The 22400-nt window shown below is 35.2% G+C and carries 24 protein-coding genes; 14 read left to right on the top strand and 10 right to left on the bottom strand.

The genetic code is table 11. The annotated features are described in order from the left end of the window. The first annotated feature begins 29 nt into the window (after positions 1 to 29). Complete coding sequence (locus tag ACNQGH_RS06765; RefSeq protein WP_417955225.1) at positions 30 to 476, top strand: GNAT family N-acetyltransferase; 447 nt, start codon at positions 30 to 32, stop codon at positions 474 to 476. On the opposite strand, the gene ACNQGH_RS06770 is transcribed toward ACNQGH_RS06765, so the two are convergent. From ACNQGH_RS06770 to rnpA, 3 genes are all read right to left on the bottom strand, one after another. Then, a complete protein-coding gene (locus ACNQGH_RS06770; protein WP_417955226.1) occupies positions 477 to 1283 on the bottom strand; it encodes an OmpA family protein in 807 nt (268 codons plus the stop codon). Further along, positions 1283 to 2920 (bottom strand): S41 family peptidase, encoded by a 1638-nt coding sequence (locus ACNQGH_RS06775; protein ID WP_417955227.1) that lies wholly within the window; start codon positions 2918 to 2920, stop codon positions 1283 to 1285. Before ACNQGH_RS06775 ends, ACNQGH_RS06770 begins: the two co-directional genes overlap by 1 nt. Before the next feature lie 105 nt (positions 2921 to 3025). Next, the gene (gene rnpA, locus ACNQGH_RS06780) at positions 3026 to 3451 is read right to left on the bottom strand and encodes a ribonuclease P protein component (protein WP_417955228.1); all 426 of its coding nucleotides are present in this window, start codon (positions 3449 to 3451) and stop codon (positions 3026 to 3028) included. A gap of 124 nt (positions 3452 to 3575) precedes the next feature. Between rnpA and ACNQGH_RS06785 the strand changes: the two genes are divergently transcribed. The 3 genes from ACNQGH_RS06785 (at position 3576) to ACNQGH_RS06795 (ending at position 6042) form a co-directional block, all read left to right on the top strand. Continuing rightward, entirely contained in the window at positions 3576 to 4310 is a 735-nt protein-coding gene (locus ACNQGH_RS06785; RefSeq protein WP_417955229.1) for a lysophospholipid acyltransferase family protein, read from the top strand. Positions 4311 to 4320: 10 nt separating this feature from the next. Then, on the top strand, positions 4321 to 5307 hold the full coding sequence (locus ACNQGH_RS06790) for an acyl-ACP desaturase (RefSeq protein WP_417955230.1): 987 nt from the start codon (positions 4321 to 4323) through the stop codon (positions 5305 to 5307). Between the two features lie 81 nt (positions 5308 to 5388). Then, a complete protein-coding gene (locus ACNQGH_RS06795; RefSeq protein WP_417955231.1) occupies positions 5389 to 6042 on the top strand; it encodes an HD domain-containing protein in 654 nt (217 codons plus the stop codon). A gap of 33 nt (positions 6043 to 6075) precedes the next feature. Here the strand turns inward: ACNQGH_RS06795 and ACNQGH_RS06800 are convergent, their stop codons facing one another. The 7 genes from ACNQGH_RS06800 to ACNQGH_RS06830 form a co-directional block, all read right to left on the bottom strand. Beyond that, positions 6076 to 6477, bottom strand: coding sequence for a hypothetical protein (locus ACNQGH_RS06800; protein ID WP_417955232.1), 402 nt, complete (start codon positions 6475 to 6477; stop codon positions 6076 to 6078). Between the two features lie 146 nt (positions 6478 to 6623). Then, on the bottom strand, positions 6624 to 7406 hold the full coding sequence (locus ACNQGH_RS06805) for an enoyl-CoA hydratase/isomerase family protein (RefSeq protein WP_417955233.1): 783 nt from the start codon (positions 7404 to 7406) through the stop codon (positions 6624 to 6626). Between the two features lie 10 nt (positions 7407 to 7416). Further along, positions 7417 to 8889, bottom strand: a complete 1473-nt coding sequence (locus tag ACNQGH_RS06810) for a sensor histidine kinase (RefSeq protein WP_417955234.1) — start codon at positions 8887 to 8889, stop codon at positions 7417 to 7419. A 2-nt stretch (positions 8890 to 8891) separates the two neighbouring features. Further along, a complete protein-coding gene (locus ACNQGH_RS06815) occupies positions 8892 to 9446 on the bottom strand; it encodes a CopD family protein (protein WP_417955235.1) in 555 nt (184 codons plus the stop codon). Then, the gene (locus ACNQGH_RS06820) at positions 9433 to 10788 is read right to left on the bottom strand and encodes an MATE family efflux transporter (protein WP_417955236.1); all 1356 of its coding nucleotides are present in this window, start codon (positions 10786 to 10788) and stop codon (positions 9433 to 9435) included. The genes ACNQGH_RS06815 and ACNQGH_RS06820 overlap by 14 nt, the downstream gene beginning before the upstream one ends. Beyond that, positions 10789 to 11844, bottom strand: coding sequence for a ferrochelatase (gene hemH / locus ACNQGH_RS06825; protein ID WP_417955237.1), 1056 nt, complete (start codon positions 11842 to 11844; stop codon positions 10789 to 10791). Positions 11845 to 11942: 98 nt separating this feature from the next. After that, complete coding sequence (locus ACNQGH_RS06830) at positions 11943 to 12818, bottom strand: helix-turn-helix domain-containing protein (protein ID WP_417955238.1); 876 nt, start codon at positions 12816 to 12818, stop codon at positions 11943 to 11945. Between the two features lie 229 nt (positions 12819 to 13047). Here ACNQGH_RS06830 and hemA point away from each other — a divergent pair, with 229 nt between their 5' ends. From hemA to ACNQGH_RS06880, 10 genes are all read left to right on the top strand, one after another. Continuing rightward, positions 13048 to 14304 carry a glutamyl-tRNA reductase gene (hemA, locus tag ACNQGH_RS06835; RefSeq protein ID WP_417955239.1) on the top strand — a complete coding sequence of 419 codons (1257 nt, stop codon included), beginning with the start codon at positions 13048 to 13050 and terminating at the stop codon, positions 14302 to 14304. Then, the gene (gene hemC, locus ACNQGH_RS06840) at positions 14301 to 15221 is read left to right on the top strand and encodes a hydroxymethylbilane synthase (RefSeq protein WP_417955408.1); all 921 of its coding nucleotides are present in this window, start codon (positions 14301 to 14303) and stop codon (positions 15219 to 15221) included. Before hemA ends, hemC begins: the two co-directional genes overlap by 4 nt. 45 nt (positions 15222 to 15266) lie before the next feature. Next, a complete protein-coding gene (locus tag ACNQGH_RS06845) occupies positions 15267 to 15932 on the top strand; it encodes a uroporphyrinogen-III synthase (RefSeq protein ID WP_417955240.1) in 666 nt (221 codons plus the stop codon). A 36-nt stretch (positions 15933 to 15968) separates the two neighbouring features. Continuing rightward, positions 15969 to 16994 (top strand): uroporphyrinogen decarboxylase, encoded by a 1026-nt coding sequence (gene hemE, locus ACNQGH_RS06850; protein ID WP_417955241.1) that lies wholly within the window; start codon positions 15969 to 15971, stop codon positions 16992 to 16994. Between the two features lie 11 nt (positions 16995 to 17005). Next, positions 17006 to 17389 carry a hypothetical protein gene (locus ACNQGH_RS06855; RefSeq protein WP_417955242.1) on the top strand — a complete coding sequence of 128 codons (384 nt, stop codon included), beginning with the start codon at positions 17006 to 17008 and terminating at the stop codon, positions 17387 to 17389. A gap of 93 nt (positions 17390 to 17482) precedes the next feature. After that, positions 17483 to 19144, top strand: coding sequence for an RNA-binding domain-containing protein (locus ACNQGH_RS06860; protein WP_417955243.1), 1662 nt, complete (start codon positions 17483 to 17485; stop codon positions 19142 to 19144). Between the two features lie 87 nt (positions 19145 to 19231). Continuing rightward, positions 19232 to 20140, top strand: a complete 909-nt coding sequence (gene hemF / locus ACNQGH_RS06865; RefSeq protein ID WP_417955244.1) for an oxygen-dependent coproporphyrinogen oxidase — start codon at positions 19232 to 19234, stop codon at positions 20138 to 20140. Positions 20141 to 20225: 85 nt separating this feature from the next. Next, positions 20226 to 21218, top strand: coding sequence for a porphobilinogen synthase (gene hemB, locus ACNQGH_RS06870; protein ID WP_417955245.1), 993 nt, complete (start codon positions 20226 to 20228; stop codon positions 21216 to 21218). 92 nt (positions 21219 to 21310) lie between these two features. After that, positions 21311 to 21718, top strand: coding sequence for a c-type cytochrome (locus ACNQGH_RS06875; RefSeq protein ID WP_417955246.1), 408 nt, complete (start codon positions 21311 to 21313; stop codon positions 21716 to 21718). Positions 21719 to 21920: 202 nt separating this feature from the next. Beyond that, positions 21921 to 22391, top strand: a complete 471-nt coding sequence (locus tag ACNQGH_RS06880; RefSeq protein ID WP_417955247.1) for a methylated-DNA--[protein]-cysteine S-methyltransferase — start codon at positions 21921 to 21923, stop codon at positions 22389 to 22391. The last annotated feature ends 9 nt before the right edge of the window (positions 22392 to 22400 follow it).

Genomic DNA, 22400 nt, shown 5'->3' on the forward strand with positions numbered 1-22400 from the left:
CCTGGCATTTTAATAAAAAAGAAAACTAAATGGCATTAGAATGGAAAATAAAGCCCTTTGAGGCCCTTACTGTTCATGAACTATATGATATACTAAAACTGAGAAGTGAGGTTTTTGTGGTAGAGCAAAACTGTGTCTATCTGGATCTTGACGGTAAAGACAAGGTGGCGTTACATCTCTTTGGTGAGTTTGAGGGAAAAATTGTGGCGCATGCCCGACTTTTCAGAGCAGGAATCAGTTTTGATAATGCTTCTATAGGAAGAGTAACCGTTGCTGCAAATTACCGAGACAGGAAATGGGGACATGACCTAATGCAAGAAGCTATTACAGGAATTCTGCTTCATTTTGGCGAAAGTAAAATCACCATTGGAGCCCAATTGTACCTGAAAAAATTCTACGAAAGCCAAGGTTTTGTGCAAACCAGCGAAATGTATCTGGAAGATGATATTCCGCATATTGAAATGCAGAAAGCCTAACTATATTTTTAAAATAAGAAACTCGACTCTTCGATCAAGTGCATCACCTTTTCCTAAAGGGAATTTATTCCCACAACCTTTGTAAGTCATTCGTTGTGGATTAATTTTTTTTGATATCAGATACCTGTAGACATTTCGGGCACGATTCAATGAAAGTTTTCTTTCATGAGTAAATTCATCTATTGCATCGTCATAATAACTTGGAGTGCAGCATACGTGACCTCTAATTTCAAATTCTAATGTTTGGTTTTTTTGCAGTATTGTGGCAATTTTGTCCAGTTCTTTTTTCGATTCTGGCAGCAAGGCGCTGCTTCCAAGCATAAATAATATGTTTTCAAAATAAACACGGTCACCAACTTTATGATTTTCCTGAAACGAATTGTAAATGCCTTTTCCGAAACTATTTTTTTTAACAATAAACAAATCGACGCGTCTGTTTTTAGACCGCATTTCGGTTACATTTTCTTCCGTATCTTTTTTTAGAATGATGCGTCCCTTGCCTTCAATAACGACAATTTTATTTTTGTTGAACCCATAAGAAGTGAGCACGTCTTGAACCGTTTTTACCCTATTTGTTGATAATTCATAATTGTAATCATTATCACCCCTGTCATCACAATAGCCATAAATTTGGATAGATTCAATTTTCGTAGTGTCTGATTTTTTTACAAAATCAACAATAGTTTTAATTTGTTGATCATAAAGGTTGTATTTATCAAATTCAAAATAGACTGTTTGTACGGTTTTTTCCTGAGCTGAAAGGTATCCAAAAAATAAAAGAAGGACTATTTTAAAGTATTGATGCATTACAATTTCAAAATAGATTTGTATTCTGGACTATTGTTTAAAATGCTTACGGCCTTCTTAATTTCAGAATTATTTTTTATGTAATATTGATATAAACCCTCCTGATATTGGTAGCGTTTAATTATTTCCTCTAAAATTAAATTCTTGATTTCCTTTTGATTTTTATCTAATAATGCATCTTCACTTTTTTGAAGAGCAGAAAGCAATTGTTGGTATTCAGCAGTGATGGATCCGTCTATTTTTTCTTTTTTGGCTACAGCCAAGGTGTTTTTCAGTGCCAACTCCGTATCCGTGTCAAAAGAGAATTTTTGCGCTTTTAAAAACTGTTTAAAGTCTAAGAAATCTGCATCGGAAATCGTTGGAATGGTATTGCCTAAAGTTGGGTTTTTGTAATAGTAACTCGTCACATAATTAAAAATCCCATCGTTTTTTACGACTGCATTTGTTACCGGACTTAATTTTGTTTCGTCAAGTTCCACATCAGGCTGGATGCCTCCACCATCATAAACCGTTCTTCCTTTTCGGGTTTTGAAAGCATTAAAATTCTTCTCTTCGGTTTTTATGGCCAAGCCATTTTTGTCTTTATGGGCATAATCCAAAGCTTGAATGCATCTGCCAGAAGGCGTATAATAACGAGAAATAGTCACTTTAAGTTGGGTTCCATAAGTTAAATCAACGGGTCTTTGCACCAATCCTTTACCAAAACTTCTGCTTCCCAATACCACAGCACGATCTAAATCCTGTAAAGCTCCGGAAACAATTTCTGAAGCCGAAGCACTTTTTCCATTTACAATAATGATCAAAGGAATTTCAGTGTCAACAGGTTCTCTGGTGGTTTTGTAGGTGTTGTTGTATTTTTCGATCTTCGATTTTGTGGTTACTATGATTTCGTTTTTTGGAACAAAGAGATTACAAATATTTACCGCTTCATTCAAGAGTCCTCCAGGATTACCTCTTAAGTCCAAAACAATTCTTTTAGCACCTTCGTTTTTTAGCTGTTCTAATGCCATTTTGGTTTCTGCAGCAGCTTTGTTATTGAAATGTGATAAAACGATATAGCCGGTTTCAGCATCTATTTTGCCAAAGAAGGGAACTGATTTTATCTCAACTTCATCACGAACAATTTGGGTAGTATAGGGTTTTTCCTGACGGATGTATTTAATGTCTATTTTAGTGTTTTTTGCGCCCTTGAATAATTCGGATGCATCGTCTCTAAAATCAGATAAAAGAATATCTCCTACTTGAGTAATTTCATCACCTGCTTTGAGTCCTGCTTTATCCGCCGGAAAATTTTTGTATTGTTCTTTGACGATGAGTTTGCCGTCTTTCCGGGTTAGTAAAGCGCCAATCCCGGTATATTCTCCTGTATTGTTTATTTTAAAACTGACGACATCTTGTTCGTTAAAATAAACGGTATACGGATCTAAACTGGCTAACATGCCTTTAATGGCTTTATCCATTAAGTCACCAGGATTTGTTTCATCAACATAGTTCTTATTCAATTCCTTGAAAAGCGTAGTGAAAATTTCTATCTGCTTGGCGATTTCAAAAAAATCATCTTTGAAACTGGTGCCAATATAGAGAAATGCCGAAGCGACAAGAGGGATTATGAATTTTTTTTTGAAAAAGAAGTTCATGGTTTTTTGGACTAAATTTGAGATTACTAAATTAAGCATAAATCACCAATAATAATAGCTGGGCTATAGGGAAACGCTATTCTGCCTTATTTAATAAAATTAGAATTATTTGTTTTCTAAATTTGAGTCGTTTTCAGATACCTTTTTTTTGCTGTTCTGAGCCAAAAACTTCTCAAACAATTGAATGGTTTTCGTATTTATTTCTTCATAGCTTAATCGTTCTTTGCTTTGGTAAAAAAACATAAAAGCATGGGGCTGGTCCAGATTATCAATCAATAAATGTTTGTTGAGACGATAGGTTTCGCGCAACACCCGTTTGAAATAATTGCGATCAACGGCTTTCTTAAAATATTTTTTAGAAACCGAAACACCCATTTTGATTTTTTCTTCCGATTTTTCAGGATTACCCAAAGCACCCGAATAATAAACCAACCGCAAAGGATATTTGGATACTGATTTCCCTTCAGAAAACAATAATCCAATGGTAATTTTACTTTTTAGCTTTTCGTTTTTTGGGTAGGTGAAGTTCATTTTAATAGACAAAAGACATAGATTTTGATCTGCAAAGTTACAATTAAACGCTGAGCCTGTATATTGTTTGTGATTTAAATCGGGCTAAAAATATATTTCTTACTTTTGTGGCAAATTTTAAAGCATGCAAAAACTAATTTCGTATCCCATATCCATAATTTATTATTTATGTTTCGGTCTTACCTTGGTTATTTTTCACCCAATTCAGTGGGTTTGCTTCTATGTTTTCGGCTATGAGGCTCATAAAAAAAGTGTCGATTATCTGAATTTTTTCTTATTAAAATGCACCAACCTTTTAGGAACAACCTATACATTTGAAAATATAGAAAGCATTCCTGAAAATGTTCCTTTGATTTTTGTCTCCAATCATCAAAGTATGTACGATATTATCGCTATGATTTGGTTTTTCCGCCGATTTCATTGTAAATTTGTTAGTAAGAAAGAACTGGGCAGCGGCATTCCAAGCGTATCTTTTAATTTGCGTCATGGTGGTTCCGTTCTTATTGATCGAAAAGATCCTAAGCAAGCCATTCCTGCTATTAAGGGATTGTCGGAATATATTGAAAAATACAAACGTACGGCAGTTATTTTTCCGGAAGGGACGCGAAGTAAAACAGGAAAACCGAAGGAGTTTGCTCAAAGCGGGTTGAAAATTTTGTGTAAATATGCGCCATCGGCATATGTTGTTCCAATAAGCATAAACAATTCTTGGAAAATGGTTAAATACGGATTTTTCCCTTTAGGTCTAGGAAATCATCTTACCTTTGTAGTCCACGAACCATTAGCGGTTAAAGAGTATGATTTTGCTGAATTAATGAAGAAAACAGAAACAGCAGTTGTTCAAGAAATAAAAATTTAATTTATATATAATGTCAATAAAAAACATTCGATTAGAAGTAATGCAGTTTTTAGAAAAAAACGTAGATAGCTTTGTCGATCAGTATCTAATTCCGGTAGAAAAAATATGGCAACCAACAGATTTTTTGCCTAATTCTCAAAGCGATACTTTTTTTGATGAGGTCAAAGAATTACGTGAAATTGCAAAAGAATTACCATATGATTTCTGGGTGACTCTAGTAGGTGATACTATTACTGAGGAGGCCTTACCAACATACGAATCTTGGTTAATGGACGTAGAGGGAATTGATAATGTGGAGCGAAACGGTTGGTCTAAGTGGATCAGACAGTGGACTGGAGAGGAAAATCGTCATGGTGATTTACTAAATAAATACCTGTATTTGTCAGGTCGTGTAAACATGCGTGAAATAGAAATGACAACACAGCACCTTATTAGCGATGGTTTTGATATTGGAACAGGAAGAGATCCATACAAAAACTTTGTATATACTAGTTTTCAAGAGCTGGCAACTTATGTGTCACACAACAGGGTAGCGCAAATGGCTAAGAAATATGGGGATAACAAATTGTCTAAAATGTGCAAAATGATCGCTGGTGACGAGATGCGTCATCATCATGCGTACAGCGAATTTGTAAACCGTATTTTTCAGGTAGATCCTAGTGAAATGATGCTTGCGTTTCAATACATGATGAAAGCAAAAATTGTTATGCCAGCGCATTTCTTGAGAGAATCTGGTGAAAAAATAAGTACTGCTTTCGAACAATTTTCCGATTCAGCACAAAGAATTGGCGTTTATACTGCTGCTGATTATGTAGATATTATGCAAAAATTAATTGACAAGTGGGAAATTGACAAGATTTCTGGTTTGACTGATGAAGCGGAAAAAGCGCGTGATTATTTGATGAAATTACCAGGAAGAATGGCAAAAATATCGGAAAGATTGGTCATTCCACAAGAGTCACATATTTTCAAATGGGTAGAGCCAGCTAGACTTTAATTTTTTTTGATTTAAGAATAATGAATGTTGATTTTTGAAGTTAGTCTTTGAAAATCGACATTTTTTTTACCAAATATAACAATGATAAAGACAGATTTAATTAGTAAAACAATTCTTTTTGTAAAAGCAAAATTAGAAAATGCGGAAGGCGGGCATGACTGGTTTCATATTGAAAGAGTGTATAGAAATGCTATTTCGATTTCTAAAAACGAAGCTTGTGATACAACAGTTGTACAGCTTGGTGCTTTGCTTCACGATATTGCGGATAGTAAATTCCATAATGGAGATGAAACGATCGGTCCTAAAATAGCTCGTGAATTCTTAGCATCAGAAAATGTCGACGAGGAGATTATCAATCATGTGGTGAATATCATTAATAACATCTCTTATAAAGGCGGTAATTTTGAAAAGAAATTTTCTTCAATTGAATTGGATGTTGTTCAGGATGCAGATCGACTGGACGCTATTGGTGCCATTGGAATTGCGAGAACGTTCAATTATGGAGGATTTAAAAACAGAACTCTCTATGACCCTAAAATAGCGCCAAACACAAGAATGACAAAAGAAGAATACAAGAACAATGATTCTCCAACAATCAATCATTTTTATGAAAAGTTATTGCTCTTAAAAGATAAAATGAATACGGAAACCGGAAGACAAATTGCAAAGGAAAGACACCGTTATATGGAAGGTTTCATTTCGCAATTTTATGCCGAATGGGAGGGGGAAAAATAATAAAGACGCAACTCTGTGCGTCTTTATTATTGATTATATAATTCTTTTGGTTTTCATTTCAATAATTACATCTGAAGCATTTTTAAAAGTAGGTGCCTGTTCAATAATGCTTCCTACTCTTTTTTTATTGAGTTTAAATGTGATGTCATTCTCAGTAGTAAACAGAAGAGCGGTCAAAAACGGATTGTTCATATAGGGAGCCAATACAATAAAAGCTTCATCGAGTGAATGGAAGCTTTCTACTTCTTCCGTTTTATAACGTGCCGTAACAGATAGACTAAAAGCGTCATTTTCTAATAAAACGGGACGCACATAAATATTTTTCAATTCAGTATCACCGATGGTTTTGGCTAGCGTTAATTTGGCATAAGTGCCATTTTGGATGCTTTCTTTTACCTTTTCCCAGAAAAGTGCAAATACAGGTTGGTAGGACATAAAGTAAGATTTTAAATGTTGGATTATATTCCGAAACGGGTTTGCAAAATTAAGTTTTGTAAATCAAACAATCCATTTTTTGAAGAAAGATTATTTCAAAGCATTTTACCTTTGAGTTAAAGAACCAAAATGATTCTCCTTTGTTATTATTTTCCTGTGAACACCGCTTTTCTTTTCTCTAGAAATGCCGTTGTTCCTTCTTTAAAATCGGTAGTCCCAAAACATTTTCCAAAAGCTTTTATTTCGGTTTCATAACCATTTTTGCCTTCTTTGTAATTGGCATTGATGGCTTTTATGGCTTTACTAATTGCATAGGGAGAATTTTTCGTTATGCTTTGTGCAAGACTACTACAATAATCTAAAAGTTCTGCTTCTGGTACCACGTGATTTACCAATCCAGTTCGATAGGCATCTTGCGCGCTTACCATTCCGGCAGTCAAGATCATTTCCATTGCACGCCCTTTTCCTATAAGTTGGGGCAGGCGTTGTGTTCCGCCATAACCAGGAATAAGTCCAAGTGAAACTTCAGGTAAACCCATTTTTGCATTTTCCGAAGCAACTCTGAAATGACATGCCATCGCTAATTCTAATCCGCCTCCTAATGCAAAACCATTGATTGCTGCGATAACGGGAGTTTTAAGATTTTCTATGAAATCAAATAATTTTTCCTGTCCTTCAGCAGCTAATTGCATTCCTTCTTCGATAGAAAAATTAGCAAACTCAGCAATATCGGCTCCTGCAACAAAAGCTTTTTCACCACTTCCAGTTAGAATAATAGAACGAATTTCATTGTTTTTTCCCAATGTTTTGAATGCTTTATACAAATCAGTAATGGTAGCTTTGTTCAAAGCGTTTAGTTTTGTAGGGCGATTAACAGTAATCGTAGCACTATTATTCTCTGTTGTAATTAAAATATTTTCGTAATTCATGATTGTAATTTTAGGAGTTAATTATTGGAAGTGAAACCGTGAAAGTGGTTCCTTTTCCAAATTCAGTATCAAAGGTAATCGTTCCTTTATAATTTTCTATAATGTTTTTAATAATACCAAGACCAAGTCCCATTCCACTACTTTTAGTAGTGAATTTGGGTTCAAATATACGGCTGATGTCTTTAGGCTGAATCCCGATCCCGTTATCTGTAACAGTAATCAGAACGTTGTTTAAGTCTTTTTTTACCGTTACAATAATTGATTTGTTTTCTTGGTTTTCAGGAATGGACTGAATCGCATTTTTGACCAAATTTGTAATAATACGGATGAGTTGGGTTCGGTCTACTTTCGAAATTATTTCGGGTGAATCACTTTCAAATACGATATACTCTTCATTGAAAATATCCATCGCCAGTTCCACAACTTCTACCACATTCAAGGTTTCATTTTGTTGCGCCGGCATCGAAGCAAAATTCGAGAATGCAGATGCAACTGCATTCATTGTGTCAATTTGTTGTATCAGGGTTTCGGAATAGTCCTTCATTTTTTGTTTTATATCTGCATCAGTGGGATCAAATTTTCTTTGAAAGCTCTGTACCGTCAGTCGCATTGGCGTAAGCGGATTCTTGATTTCATGAGCCACCTGTTTTGCCATTTCTCGCCAGGCTTCTTCTCGTTCACTCTGCGCTAGTTTTATGGCACTTTTTTCCAATTCATCGACCATTCCGTTGTATGCCTTTATTAGCAAATTAATTTCTTTGCTATTGGCTTCTAATACAATTTTCTCGTTTTTTTGATACAAACTTGTCTCACTTAATTTATCTGAAATGGTTTTTAAAGATTTGGTGATGTAGGAGGAAAGAAAATAAGCAACCGCAAAAGCAACAATTAGCATGAATGAGTACACTTGTCCTAATCGGATGAGGAAACTATTCAATTCATTTTCATAAAACCCGTCATCTTCAACGTAAGGCAAATTCAAAATACCCAGCGGTTTAAATTTGTCGTCTTTTATCTGGCTGTATGAAGAGCGATTTTTAACGCCGTTAATGGTTTTGATATCGACATATCTTTTTTCAATAGAGGAACGAACTAGTTTCAGAATGTATTTTGGGATGGAGGGGGATACTTTATCAACTGAAAAGGATTCTTTAGAGGATTTCAATAGTTTTCCATCTAAGCTGTAAATGTTAATCTCAATATTGTGAATTTGTGCTAATTCGTGAATTTTATCTTTAAAAATCAGACCTAAATTCGCGGTGTTTAATGGGTATGTTGTTGTGGAAAGTACATAGTTTATATGCTGCTTTACTGCATTTTCATTGCGTTCTAAGCGTTCCTGATGGTATTCTTTGGCTTCATTCTTAAATTGAATAATTGAAATGGAAGCTAAAAGAATGGAAGCCATAACTATCAATACAATCATGGAAAGGAAAATCCTAACCCGCAATGAAAGCATTGTTGTCTTGAAGTTATTAAACATAATTAAGATTGATTTCTTTCTCTAATTCTTTTGTAAAATTTAAAACCAAGCATAATCAGAACAGAGAATAAAATAATCCCGATTACGCCATAAATCCAGTTCACGGCATTTTTCAGAATCACTAAAAAAACCACCGAAAAAAGAATAATTGTCGCCCCTTCATTCCATAAACGCATATAGTTTGTAGAGTATTTTACTTCGTCGTTTTGCAATTGCTTGAATATTTGATGGCATTTACCATGATATAAATATAACACAAATACAAAGCCAAGTTTTACATGCATCCAAGGCATTTTTAACCACGCTTGTCCTAAATCCGTAAACAATAGCATCCAAAAAGCAAAAATACTCGCCAAAACTGCCGAAGGCCAGGTGATAATATACCACAGGCGGTAGGTCATTATTTTGTATTGTTTTTGCAAAATTTCTTTCTCCGGAGATGGTTTTTGTGCGGCTTCAATTTGATAAACAAACAAGCGAACAATGTAAAATAATCCTGCAAACCAGGTGATTACAAAGATGAGGTGTAAGGATTTTAGATAATTATAATATTCCATCGTTAATTTGAATCAATTTTGTATTCATTTCTTTTTTTAGAAAATAACCAGTCAGTATTGTTGATAAAACATCGGCGATCGGAAATGCAATCCATATTCCAAAAATACCTAAAAAATTTGGTAGAATCAGCACTAACGGAATTAGGAAAAATCCCTGTTTGCTTAACGTCAAAAGCAATGCTTTTTTTGCCTTTCCCGCGGCTTGAAAATAAGCAGCTCCAATTAACTGAATTGCGATAACAGGTGAAGCGGCGAAAACCCATCGCAAAGCTTCAGGAGTTTGAGCAATCACGAGTGGATCTGTGGTAAAAATGGCTACTATTGGTGTAGCAAAAAACAAAATAACAACAAAAATAAGCGTGGCTAAAAATGCTGCGTATTTTATCGAAAGCAGTACGCTTTCTTTAACTCTTTCATGATTTTGAGCGCCGTAATTAAAGCCTGCAATAGGCAAAAATCCTTGGGTAATTCCCAGAATCGGGAACAAAGCAAACATCAACATGCGGCTAATAATCCCATATATTACCACAGAATGTTCGCCGCCATAGGTATATAAAGTATGATTTAAAATTATGGACAAAATACTCACTACGCCTTGTCTTGAAAAAGTGACAAAACTGAGTGCGACGATTTCTCTTACGATGGGGATTTTAAACTTAAAATGTCTCGTTTTTAACTTTAATTCGCTTTTAAAAACAAAAAACCATAGCACAAATACAAAACACATGAAATAGGAAATTGCTGATGCCATTGCGGATCCAAACATTCCAAGATTCATCACTTTTATAAAAAGAATATCAAGTGCAATATTTACAAAAGCTGGAATAATCATGGCAATCATAGCAAATTTGGCTTTGCCTTCTGCACGGATAATATTATTTCCCATCATGCAAAGCGCAAGAAACGGAACGCTGATGATTATTGGTAAAAAAAATTCCTTTGCAGGTTTCATTATTGCCCCTTTGGCACCGAAAAGCAACAGCATTTCATCACTAAAAAACACACCAAGAAACACAAAAACAGATGACAATAAAAAGGTCATCATGATTTGATTGCTAAAAGTGTATAGTGCTTTTTCTTTGTGATTGGATCCTAAAGCTCTTGAAAGAACAGAACCGCCGCCCACGCCAATTGCCATTCCTAAAGAAGAAATCAAAAAGGTGATTGGTAAAACTACAGTTACCGCTGCAATGGCTAAAGAGCCAATCCATTGTCCTACAAATATGGTGTCGATTAAAATATTAACCGACATGAATAAAATTCCAATAGAGGACGGAACTGCTTGTTTTATCAAGAGTTTTTTGATGTCTTGAGTTCCTAATTCATCAGCGGTAACGGCCATTTAAACATTTATTTTTTTCGAGTCAACTTTAACTGGCGAGGATGTGTTGGACCAATTGGCGATCCAGTTACTTACAGTTTTACACCAATCGTCGCTGTCATTTAAACAAGGAATCGCTAAAAATTCTTTGCCTCCATGTTCTTTAAACTGATGGTTGGCTTCCATGGCAATTTCTTCCAAAGTCTCCAGACAATCCGATACGAATGCCGGTGTTACAACGGCCAGATTTTTAATTCCTTTTTCGGGCATTTTATTCACTTCCACATCAGTATACGGGGTCAGCCATTTGTCTCCTGCCAGTCGCGATTGGAAAGTCTGACTGTACTTTCCTTCTGGGATTCCCAGTAGTTTTACGACTTGTTTAGTGGTTTCATAGCATTGGTGACGGTAGCAAAATTCATGTGCCGGTGAAGGCGTGTTACAGCAGGAACCATCAATTTTACAATGTGATTTAGTGATGTCCGTCTTGCGAATGTGACGTTCCGGAATTCCGTGGTATGAAAATAATAGATGATCGTAATTGAAGCCTTCTAAATGACCTTTGATAGAATCAGCCAGATTTTTTATATAATCCGGTTTGTTGTAAAAAGCAGGAACAATAGTGAATTTCATTTCCGGAAAGTGCTTTTTTCGCAATTCTTCGGCTAATTCGAGAATGGTGGTGGTGGAAGCCATAGCATGTTGTGGATACAATGGAAAAAGTAATACTTCATTCACACCCTTATCATGTAATTCTTGCAAACCAGATAATAAAGACGGATTTCCGTAACGCATCGCTAAGGAAACAGGAATGTCAACTAATTGCTTTACTTTCTCATGCATTCTTTTGGAAATAACCACAAGCGGAGACCCTTCGTCCCACCATATTTTTGCGTAAGCGGCAGCAGATTTTTTAGGTCTTGTCTGTAAAATTATTCCACGGACTAATAATGCCCGCAACAAAAACGGAACGTCAATTACGTATTTGTCCATTAAAAATTCATCTAAATAGGGTTTTACATCTTTTGGAGTTGGACTTTCTGGAGAACCAAGATTTACTAATAATACACCTTTCATTTTATGTGTTTTTGTTTTGTAAAAGTAATTAAACTTACTTTTTTGTAAATTGAGATTAACTATTTTTTATTTATTGTTTACTATAAGAAATCAATTCTTTACTGCATATTTGGGTTGATTGACATCAGGTATTTCTTTGGTGTGGTTGCAAATTTCTTTTTGAATGCCGCAATAAAATGACTTCCGGTGCTGTACCCAATTTTCAGTCCTACCTCGTTTACGTTATACGAGCCGCTATCCAATAATTTTCGGGCAAAATCCATTTTGTAATCAAATAGGAAGCCATAAACGGTATCGCCATAAATTTGTTTGAAACCCATTTTTAGTTTCTTTAGATTTAAACCAATTTCATCTGCTAATTCCTGTAATCCTGGCGGTTCAGCCATATTGGCAATGATGATTTCTTTGGCTTTTTTAATTTTCATCACATTATCCTCGTCTATTAAAAAAGGACATTGTTCCGCGTTTGGATCTTCAGTTCGGTTGAAATACAAACTCAGTAATTCATATCCTTTTCCTTTATAATAGAGGTTTTTTATGGACGGATGCAAACTGTAATGAAACAATTGAGATAAAACAATTGCCATCGACGGACTGATATTTCCTTCGTTATAATATTTTTTGTCCTTATTGTCGGCACTTAAAAAAGTGATGTAATCTGCTTCTGTCGAAAACAAAGCATGAAATTTTTTGATCGAAATAATTACAGAAATTACCCACGAATTTGGGGCTAACTCCAGATTTAATGGCAATTCTTTCTGTGGATTGTATAAAAGCAACGATTTTTCTTCTTTTAATTCCAAAGCATAATTTCCCTGATTGAAAATGAATTTGGCTTTTCCTTTAATTCCAAAATGGAACTGAATCAAACCGCTGCCCACTTCGCGTTGTGCATTGAAAGCATCAACGTCATCATTTTGAAAACGAATTAGGGTAAAATCATCTTCTATTTTTATAATTTCTTGAGAACCCATAGCGATATTTTTTTATTACAAATATGATAATTATCAGACTTTTTTATTTAGAACAGCTCTAAATAATTTGATTCCGACAACTTGATTTTACTACAAAAATAGAATTTTTTACAATAAAATAAGCAATTAGAATCAAAAAATCACTCAGCGATACAAAAAGAACTTCTAGCGTTACTTTTATAAAAACTATAGTGATAATTTTGTATCACTTTCTGGTAAAGTGCAAAATATGGAAAACAATAATACATCAAAGCATCATTATTTTTACTCCGTTGGATTAAGCTATAAAAAAGCGGATGCCGAGATTAGAGGAAAATTTAGTTTAGATGCTGCTGCAAAAACGCGTTTACTGGAACAAGCTAAGACTGAAGGAATAGAGAGTTTAATAGTTACTTCTACCTGCAACCGAACTGAAATTTACGGTTTTGCAGAACACCCATTTCAATTAATCAAATTAATTTGCGAAAATAGTCAAGGTTCTGTTGAAGCATTTCAAAAAGTTGGTTTTGTTTATAAAAATCAAGAAGCTATAAGTCATTTGTTTCGTGTAGGAACCGGTCTGGATAGTCAAATCTTGGGTGATTTTGAAATTATTGCTCAGATAAAATCCAGTTTTTCGCAATCAAAAGCTTTTGGTTTGGCCAATACTTTCATGGAAAGATTGGTGAATGCCGTTATACAGGCCAGTAAAAAGATTAAAACGGATACGGAGATTAGCTCTGGAGCTACTTCGGTTTCTTTTGCCGCCGTTCAGTATATTTTCAAGAATGTAGAAGATATTGGGAATAAAAACATTCTCTTGTTTGGTACCGGAAAAATTGGTAGAAACACCTGTGAAAATTTAGTAAAACACACTAAAAACGAACATATCACTCTAATCAACAGAACGAAAGCCAAAGCCGAGGAGCTAGCCGGAAAACTGAATTTAATTGTAAAAGATTATTCGGAATTGCATCTTGAATTGCAAAAAGCAGATGTTGTTGTTGTGGCTACGGGAGCTCAAAATCCGACAGTCGATAAAGCGATTCTGAATTTGAAGAAACCGTTACTGATTCTGGATTTGTCTATTCCGAAAAATGTGAATAAAGATGTGGAAGAACTTGAAGGCGTTACGCTGATTCACATGGATTATTTGTCTCAAATTACAGATGAAACTTTAGAAAACAGAAAAAAACATATTCCTGCCGCTGAAGCAATAATTGAAGAAGTAAAAGAAGAATTTATTACCTGGACCAAAGGCAGAAAATTTGCACCAACAATCAATGCTTTGAAAGCAAAATTGAATGCTATAAAAAATTCAGAATTGGATTTTCAAAGCAAGAAAATTTCAAATTTTAATGAAGAGCAAGCTGAGATTATCAGTGCAAGAATTATCCAAAAAATAACGACACACTTTGCCAATCATTTGAAAGATGATGATACTATGGTAGATGAAAGTATCGAATGGATTGAAAAAGTTTTTAAAATCGGAGTGACTACAAAATAATGAATAAAACGATAAGAATAGGAACCCGCGATAGTGAACTCGCGCTTTGGCAAGCTCACAATGTCGAAAAAAGACTTAATGATTTTGGATATAAAACCGAAATTGTAGCGGTAAAATCACAGGGAGATATTATTCTCGACAAACCACTTTATGAACTAGGAATCACAGGAATTTTTACCAAAACGCTGGATATCGCTATGATCAATGGTCAGGTTGATATTGCAGTGCATTCCATGAAAGACGTTCCAACAGCTTTGCCAATAGGAATTGTACAGGCGGCTGTTCTTGAAAGAGCGAATACTTTGGATATTTTGGTATACAAAGGAAATCAGGATTTTCTTAACACAGCAGCAACAATTGCAACAGGCAGTTTGCGTCGTCAGGCACAATGGTTAAACAAATATCCAAATCACAACATGGTGGATTTACGTGGAAACATAAACACCAGAATGCAAAAATTACAGGAAAGTGATTGGAATGGAGCTGTTTTTGCAGCTGCAGGATTGGAAAGAATCAATTTGAAACCGTCAAATTATATCGATTTGGATTGGATGATTCCAGCACCGGCTCAAGGTGCCATGGTCGTTGTTGCTATGGCTAATGATGATTTTTGCAGAGAAGCGGTTGCTGAACTTAATGATATTGAAACAGAAGTATGCACCCATATTGAAAGACAGTTTCTAAAAACTTTAGAAGGCGGTTGTACTGCACCAATTGGGGCTTTGGCTGTGTTTTTAGAAGATGAAATTGTGTTTAAAGGAGTGCTTTTCTCTATTGATGGAAAACAAAAAATTGAAATTGAAAAAACCGTTCCGTTGCAAGAATGGAAAAAATTAGGTTTTACATCGGCTCAGGAAATTTTAGGGAACGGTGGAATAGCACTAATGAAATCCATTAAAGAAACATTAAAAAAATAATTTCACTGACCCTTATCGCGTTTTAAAAGGGAATACAACTTATACATGAGTAAACAAATTCAGGTACTATCGACAAAAATACTTTCGAATATTCAAAAACAAGAATTAGTAAAAGCTGATTTCAATGTAGTTGAAGCCGATTTTATTCATACTGAAAATCAGGCTTTCGAATTAAATGAAGTCAATGATAATTTGATTTTGACCAGTCAAAATGCGGCTCAAAGCTTATTACTTCATCCTAAATGTGAAGATTTAAAAGCGAAGAACGTTTTTTGTGTCGGATTGAAAACGAAAATTTTATTGTCGGAAAGTGGATTCAATGTTGTAGCCTATACAGGCTATGCAGCAGATTTAGCCGAAATAATCACGTTGATTTATGCCAATGAAAGCTATACTTTTTTCAGCGGAAACCTGCGAAGAGAAACGCTGCCACAAGCATTGAAAGAGGCCAAAGTAAAGTTCAACGAAATCCAGGTTTATGAGACTTCTTTAACACCTCAGAAAATAAAAATGCCAGTTGATGCCATTTTATTTTTTAGCCCATCAGGCGTAGAGAGTTATTTGAAAGAAAATAAGATCAAGAGCGAGCTTTGCTTTTGTATAGGAACAACCACTGCCGAAGCATTAAACAAAATCACTAAAAACATTATAATTGCCGATCAGCCCTCTATTGAAGATGTGATTGAAGACGTGATTGAAGAATATAAATAAAAATTTTGCGCGTCTGCGCCTTTGTAGCAAAAAATTATGATAAAGAACGACCTATTTTTAAAAGCATTAAGAGGAGAAACTGTAACACGTCCGCCAGTTTGGATGATGCGTCAAGCAGGAAGATATTTACCGGAATTCATCGCTTTACGCGACAAATATGATTTCTTCACTCGTTGTCAAACTCCAGAATTAGCTGCTGAAATTACGGTACAACCGATAAGAAGAATAGCTCCGGATGTTGCGATTTTGTTTTCGGATATATTAGTAATTCCACAAGCAATGGGAATTGAAGTCTTGATGAAAGAAAATTTTGGTCCGTTTTTGCCCAATCCTATTCGTACGATTCAGGATGTTGAGAAAGTGACTGTTCCAGATATTCAGGAAACGCTGGGTTATGTGATGGATGCCATCAAATTGACCAAAGAAATGTTGAATGATGAGGTGCCATTAATTGGTTTCGCAGGTTCACCTTGGACTATTTTCTGTTATGCTGTAGAAGGAAAAGGTTCTAAAAGCTTTGATATGGCTAAAGGATTTTGTTTCACACACCCGGAAGCAGCACATGTTTTATTGCAAAAAATTACCGATACCACTATTTTATATTTAAAAGAAAAAGTAAAAGTCGGGGTTGATGCCGTTCAGATTTTTGACTCTTGGGGAGGAATGCTTTCTCCGGTTGATTATCAGGAATTCTCTTGGAAATACATCAACCAAATCGTGGAAGCTTTAGCCGATGAAACTCATGTAATTGTTTTTGGAAAAGGATGTTGGTTTGCATTGGGTGAAATGGGAAAAAGCAGAGCATCAGCATTAGGTGTTGACTGGACTTGTTCCCCAAGAAATGCAAGATACCTGTCAGGAGGAAACATCACATTGCAAGGAAATTTTGATCCGTCAAGATTGTTGTCGCCTATCCCAACCATCAAAAAAATGGTTCACGAAATGATCGACGAATTTGGGAAAGACAAATACATTGTGAATTTAGGTCATGGTATTTTACCAAATATTCCTGTGGATCATGCGAAAGCGTTTATTGATGCAGTTAAGGAATACAATCAATAAGACGTTTGTAAATGCTAAACAAAGGATTACGAGACCAGGAAAGTATACGGATAGACAATGTTTTAAAGACGTTGCTTGCTATAGTTTTTGTGCCTAAATTTTGGAATTTAGAAGATATAATCAACGTAGAAGAGCAATTGAAAGACTTTGGATTGAATCTTCAAAGTCTGATTGATTGTAGTGAAAAGGATTTAATTACGCAGTTGTTACGGTGTCATTTGGACTGGAATCAACTGGAGCAATTTGCCGATTTTTTAGTGATCAGTTCAAAAGACAATCCATTTGATTTTTCTGAAAAAGCAATTGCCATTTACAATTATATTCAGCAGGAAAGCAAAATGTTTTCGTTTGGAATCAATAGTAAAATAGCTGCTGCAAAAACAAATTTAGAATGAAAGAACAATCTGATTTTTGTTTTATCTTCGTAAATAGCATAGATTTGTTAATGTCTAATTCGTCTTTAGAAATGTTTCTATAAATTATTTGAAATGACAGAAAATGAATTACAGAATTACTTAAAAACGAACTATCCACGTGAAAACGAAAAATGTGAATGGAAAGAATTTAAGTCTTTAAAAAGTGCTATTTCAGGAAGAGCTGGTGATGATGTCATTTCTTATATTTCTGCGATTGCAAATATGCAAGGAGGGAACTTAGTAATTGGGATTCAAGATCAAACACATGCCGTAGTAGGAATTAAAGAATTTGCAGAATATACCATCCAAAACATCAAATATAGAGTTGTTGGAAATTGTCCTAATCTAAATGTGGATCTTTTTCAGGTTGAACAATTCATTTCTTCAGATACAAATAAAACGGTTTGGGTATTTCATATACCGAGACATCAATTTAGATTACCTGTTTATGCTCATAAAAAAACATGGCAACGTATTGATGATAATTTGGTGGAAATGACCAAAGCAAGATTAGATGCAATACTTACTCAGATTCAGATCAATGAAGATTGGTCAGTAGTTATTGTTCCCACCGCAACTCTGGAGGATCTAGATAAAAATGCAATTGAAAAAGCACGTTTTGAATTCAAAAAACGAAATCCTAAATATAACAAAGATGTAGATAGCTGGAGTGATTATGATTTTTTAAATAAATCTAAAATCACTATCAAAGGAAAAATTACGAGAACTGCACTCATTCTTTTAGGAAAGGAAGAGGCGGAACATTTTCTCGGTTCATTTGTGAAAATCAGATGGAATCTTAAAACAGTAGACAATCAAGATAAAGATTTTGATGTTTTTTCTATTCCTTTATTACTAGCTGTAGATGCGGTTTATTTAAAAATAAGAAATCTTAAATATCGGTATTTGCGTGATGGAACATTGTTTCCGGACGAAGTGTTGCGTTATGATCCATTTATTATAAGAGAGTCATTAAACAATGCGATTGCACATCAGGATTATAGCAAAGGGGCACGAGTTAATGTGGTCGAATTTGAAGATGATCATTTAGTATTTTCAAATTACGGCTCCTTCCTTCCAAAATCAATTGAAGATGTAGTGTTAAATGACACACCTGAAGAAGTGTATAGAAATCCTTTTCTAGTGGAGGCGATGAAAAACTTAGATATGATAGAAACGCAGGGTGGAGGTATACGGAAAATTTTTAATTTTCAAAGACAACGTTTTTTTCCTTTACCAGATTATAATTTTTCAGATAATAAAGTAAAAGTCACGATTACTGGAAAAATTTTAAATGAAGATTTTGCTCGAATTCTTATAAAAAATCCAAATCTGTCTTTAGAAGATATAATCTTGTTAGATAAGGTACAAAAGCAAAAACCAATAACAGCTGATGAGTTTAAATATCTTAAAAAGTTGAAGTTTATCGAAGGAAGAAAGTCTAATATTTTCCTTTCTTTTAATGTTATTGAATTAACAAATAGTGAAGAATTAAAAGCGGAATATATGGCTAATCGCAGTTTTGATGATTCTCACTTTAAAGATATGATTATTGGATATCTCAAAAAGTTCGGAAAATCGAAACGGCAATCTATTGATAATTTAATTATTCCAAAACTTTCGGCTGCACTTACTGAAGAGAAAAGGAAAAAGAAAGTAACTAATTTTCTTTCTGCCTTAGGGAAAGAAGGAAAAATAAAGTGCACACCTGGATATTATTGGGAATTAATATAAATACTGTTTAGACACTTTTAGACACTTTTAGACACTTTTAGACACTTTTAGACACTTTTAAAATTTGTTTAAATCATCAGAATCATAATGAAAGAACAATTTTATTCATACATACAGCGCCTTCAAGACCAAATCTGTAAAGGACTAGAGGCAATTGAAGGTCAAGCTAAATTTCGTGAAGATCTTTGGCAACGTCCGGAAGGTGGGGGTGGAAGAACCCGCGTAATGGAGAACGGAACTGTTTTCGAAAAAGGAGGCGTTAATATTTCGGCAGTTCACGGAAAATTACCGGAAGCCATGCAAAAATTGTTCAATGTAGGGGAAGCTGATTTTTTTGCCTGTGGATTGAGTTTGGTTTTGCATCCAAAAAGCCCGATGGTTCCGACCGTTCATGCTAATTGGCGCTATTTTGAAATGTATGATGATAACGGAAATATAATCCAGCAATGGTTTGGTGGCGGACAGGATTTAACGCCGTATTATTTGTTTGAAGAAGATGCAATCCATTTTCATCAAACCTGTAAAACTGCTTGTGAAAAACACAATCCGGAATTTTATCCAAAATACAAAAAACAATGTGATGCCTATTTTTGGAATGCACATCGCAATGAAGCAAGGGGAATCGGTGGATTGTTTTTCGATTATTGCAAAGTAACGGAGACCATGTCCATGGAGAATTGGTTTGATTTCGTTTCAGAAGTTGGAAATAGTTTCCTAGAAGCGTATGTTCCAATTGTAGCAAAAAGAAAAGACTTACCTTATACTGCAGCCCAAAGAACATGGCAGGAAATCCGTAGGGGTCGTTATGTAGAATTCAATTTGGTTCATGACAAAGGCACTCTATTTGGTCTAAAAACCAACGGAAGAATCGAAAGTATCCTGATGAGTTTGCCGCCACATGTGCAATGGGTGTACGATCATCACGCGGAAGCGGGAAGTGAAGAAGAAAAATTAGTAAACGTATTAGAGACTCCAATCCAATGGATTGCAGAATAACGAATGCCAATCGCTGATTTAAATCAGCAATTGTAACCCGAGGGCTTTGCTCGAATTAGCGAAGCAATCTAAAATCATAAATCATATGTTCCCATTACACAGAGGCAGAAGATTAAGAACGAATGAATCCATTAGAAGTTTGGTTCGCGAAACAAGCTTAAGTCCATCAGATTTTATGTTTCCCATGTTTATCGCCGAAGGCGAAAATGTGCAAGTGGAAATTGCTTCGATGCCAGGAATATTTCGTCGCTCGATTGATTTAACGGTAAATGAAATCCGTGAATTATTCGATTTAGGTATACGTGCGGTAAATATTTATGTAAAAGTCAGTGAAAATTTGAAAGACAATACAGGATTGGAAGCCTGGAATCCAAACGGGTTGATGCAAAATGCTATTCGAGCCATTAAAAAAGCTTGTCCAGAGATGATTGTAATGCCTGATGTGGCTTTGGATCCCTATTCTATTTATGGACATGACGGAATTATTGCAAAAGGTGCTATAGAAAATGACTCGACTGTTGCTGCCTTGGTAAAAATGGCCGTTTCTCATGCTCAGGCGGGTGCCGATTTTGTAGCGCCATCTGATATGATGGACGGGCGTGTGTTGCGTTTGCGCGAAGGTTTGGACGCTGCGGGTTTTCATAATGTGGGCATCATGAGTTATTCGGCAAAATATGCTTCCGCTTTTTACGGGCCTTTCCGTGACGCATTAGACAGCGCACCTATTGATGCAACTGAAATACCAAAAGATAAAAAAACCTATCAAATGGATTATGCTAATCGCATTGAAGCCATTAAAGAAGCATTGTGGGATGTGGAAGAAGGCGCCGATATGGTCATGGTAAAACCGGGGATTGCCTATTTAGATATCGTTCGTGAAGTCAAAAATGCCGTGAATGTACCGGTAACGGTCTATCATGTTTCAGGGGAATATGCGATGATTAAAGCAGCGGCAGAGAGAGGCTGGCTGGATCATGATAAAATCATGATGGAGCAATTAATGTGTATCAAAAGAGCTGGGGCAAGTTTAATTTCGACTTATTTCGCTAAAGAAGCTGCAATTCTTTTAAACAAATAAAAAAATAGTTTTTTTGATTTACTAATTTTAATTCTTTTTTTGATTCTAATTTCAAAAAATGATTTATTTTTGAGAAAACTAAAAAAACTATAATGAAAAAAGTATTAATTATTGCAATCGCATTTTTAGCTTTTTCTTGTAAAAAGCAAGAAGCTAAACCAGCTGCTGAACCAGCAGTAACAGAAGCTGCATCTTCTGAAGGAATGCCAGTAGAAGTTCAAACACCTGAAGAATTAGGCAAGCAGATCTTTGAAGGAAAAGGAACTTGTATTTCTTGTCATAAAACAGACGTAAAGTTGATTGGGCCAAGTTTACAAGATATTGCCAAAATCTACAAAGAGAAAAACGGAAGCATTGTTAGTTTCCTGCAAGAGAAGAGCGATCCGATTGTTGATCCTTCGCAATATGCATTAATGAAACCGAATATTGTCCTTACAAAAACGATGACGGAAGAAGAATTAAAAGGGTTAGAAGCCTATGTGAATTCACAGCTGAAATAGATTTTTAGCAAGAGTTAGTCGTGGTATTCAATCTTTTATCTCTTAAAAAAGCAAAAATATTTCGCCTCAATAAGGGCTATAAAATAAGAACCATTCGTGTAATCGAATGGTTTTTCTATTTCCAATACGATGCGGGTTTTTATTGCTGCAGGAACTTTGTAGCTTATTGGTGAACATTGCAGTTAATTTTTTATCTTTAAATATGGAAACAACTTATATCAAAACTCCTTTAGGAATTGCAACAATTAGTGGTGATGAAAATGGTATTTCAATAATTTCAGTGGGCGATGAAGGGGAGATTGCAACTGTAATTCCAGCTGTTTTACAAGAAGCGGTCTCGCAGCTCAACGATTATTTCGAAGGGAAAAGAACTGATTTCGATTTTGCACTCAATCCAAAAGGAACTGAATTCCAACGAAAAGTGTGGAAGGGACTGTTGGAAATTCCATTTGGAAAAACCCTGTCTTATATGGATTTGTCCAAAAGATTAGGCGATGTCAAAGCCATTCGGGCTGTGGCTTCCGCCAATGGAAAAAACCCGCTTTGGATTGTTGTTCCCTGTCATCGCGTGATTGGAACCGATGGTTCGCTCACAGGTTATGCAGGAGGTTTGTGGCGAAAGAAATGGCTATTGGAACATGAGAATCCAACCACACAACAAAGTTTGTTTTAAAATGGATTT

Origin of the sequence: Flavobacterium kochi, assembly GCF_048286715.1 — a bacterium.
Taxonomy (GTDB): domain Bacteria; phylum Bacteroidota; class Bacteroidia; order Flavobacteriales; family Flavobacteriaceae; genus Flavobacterium.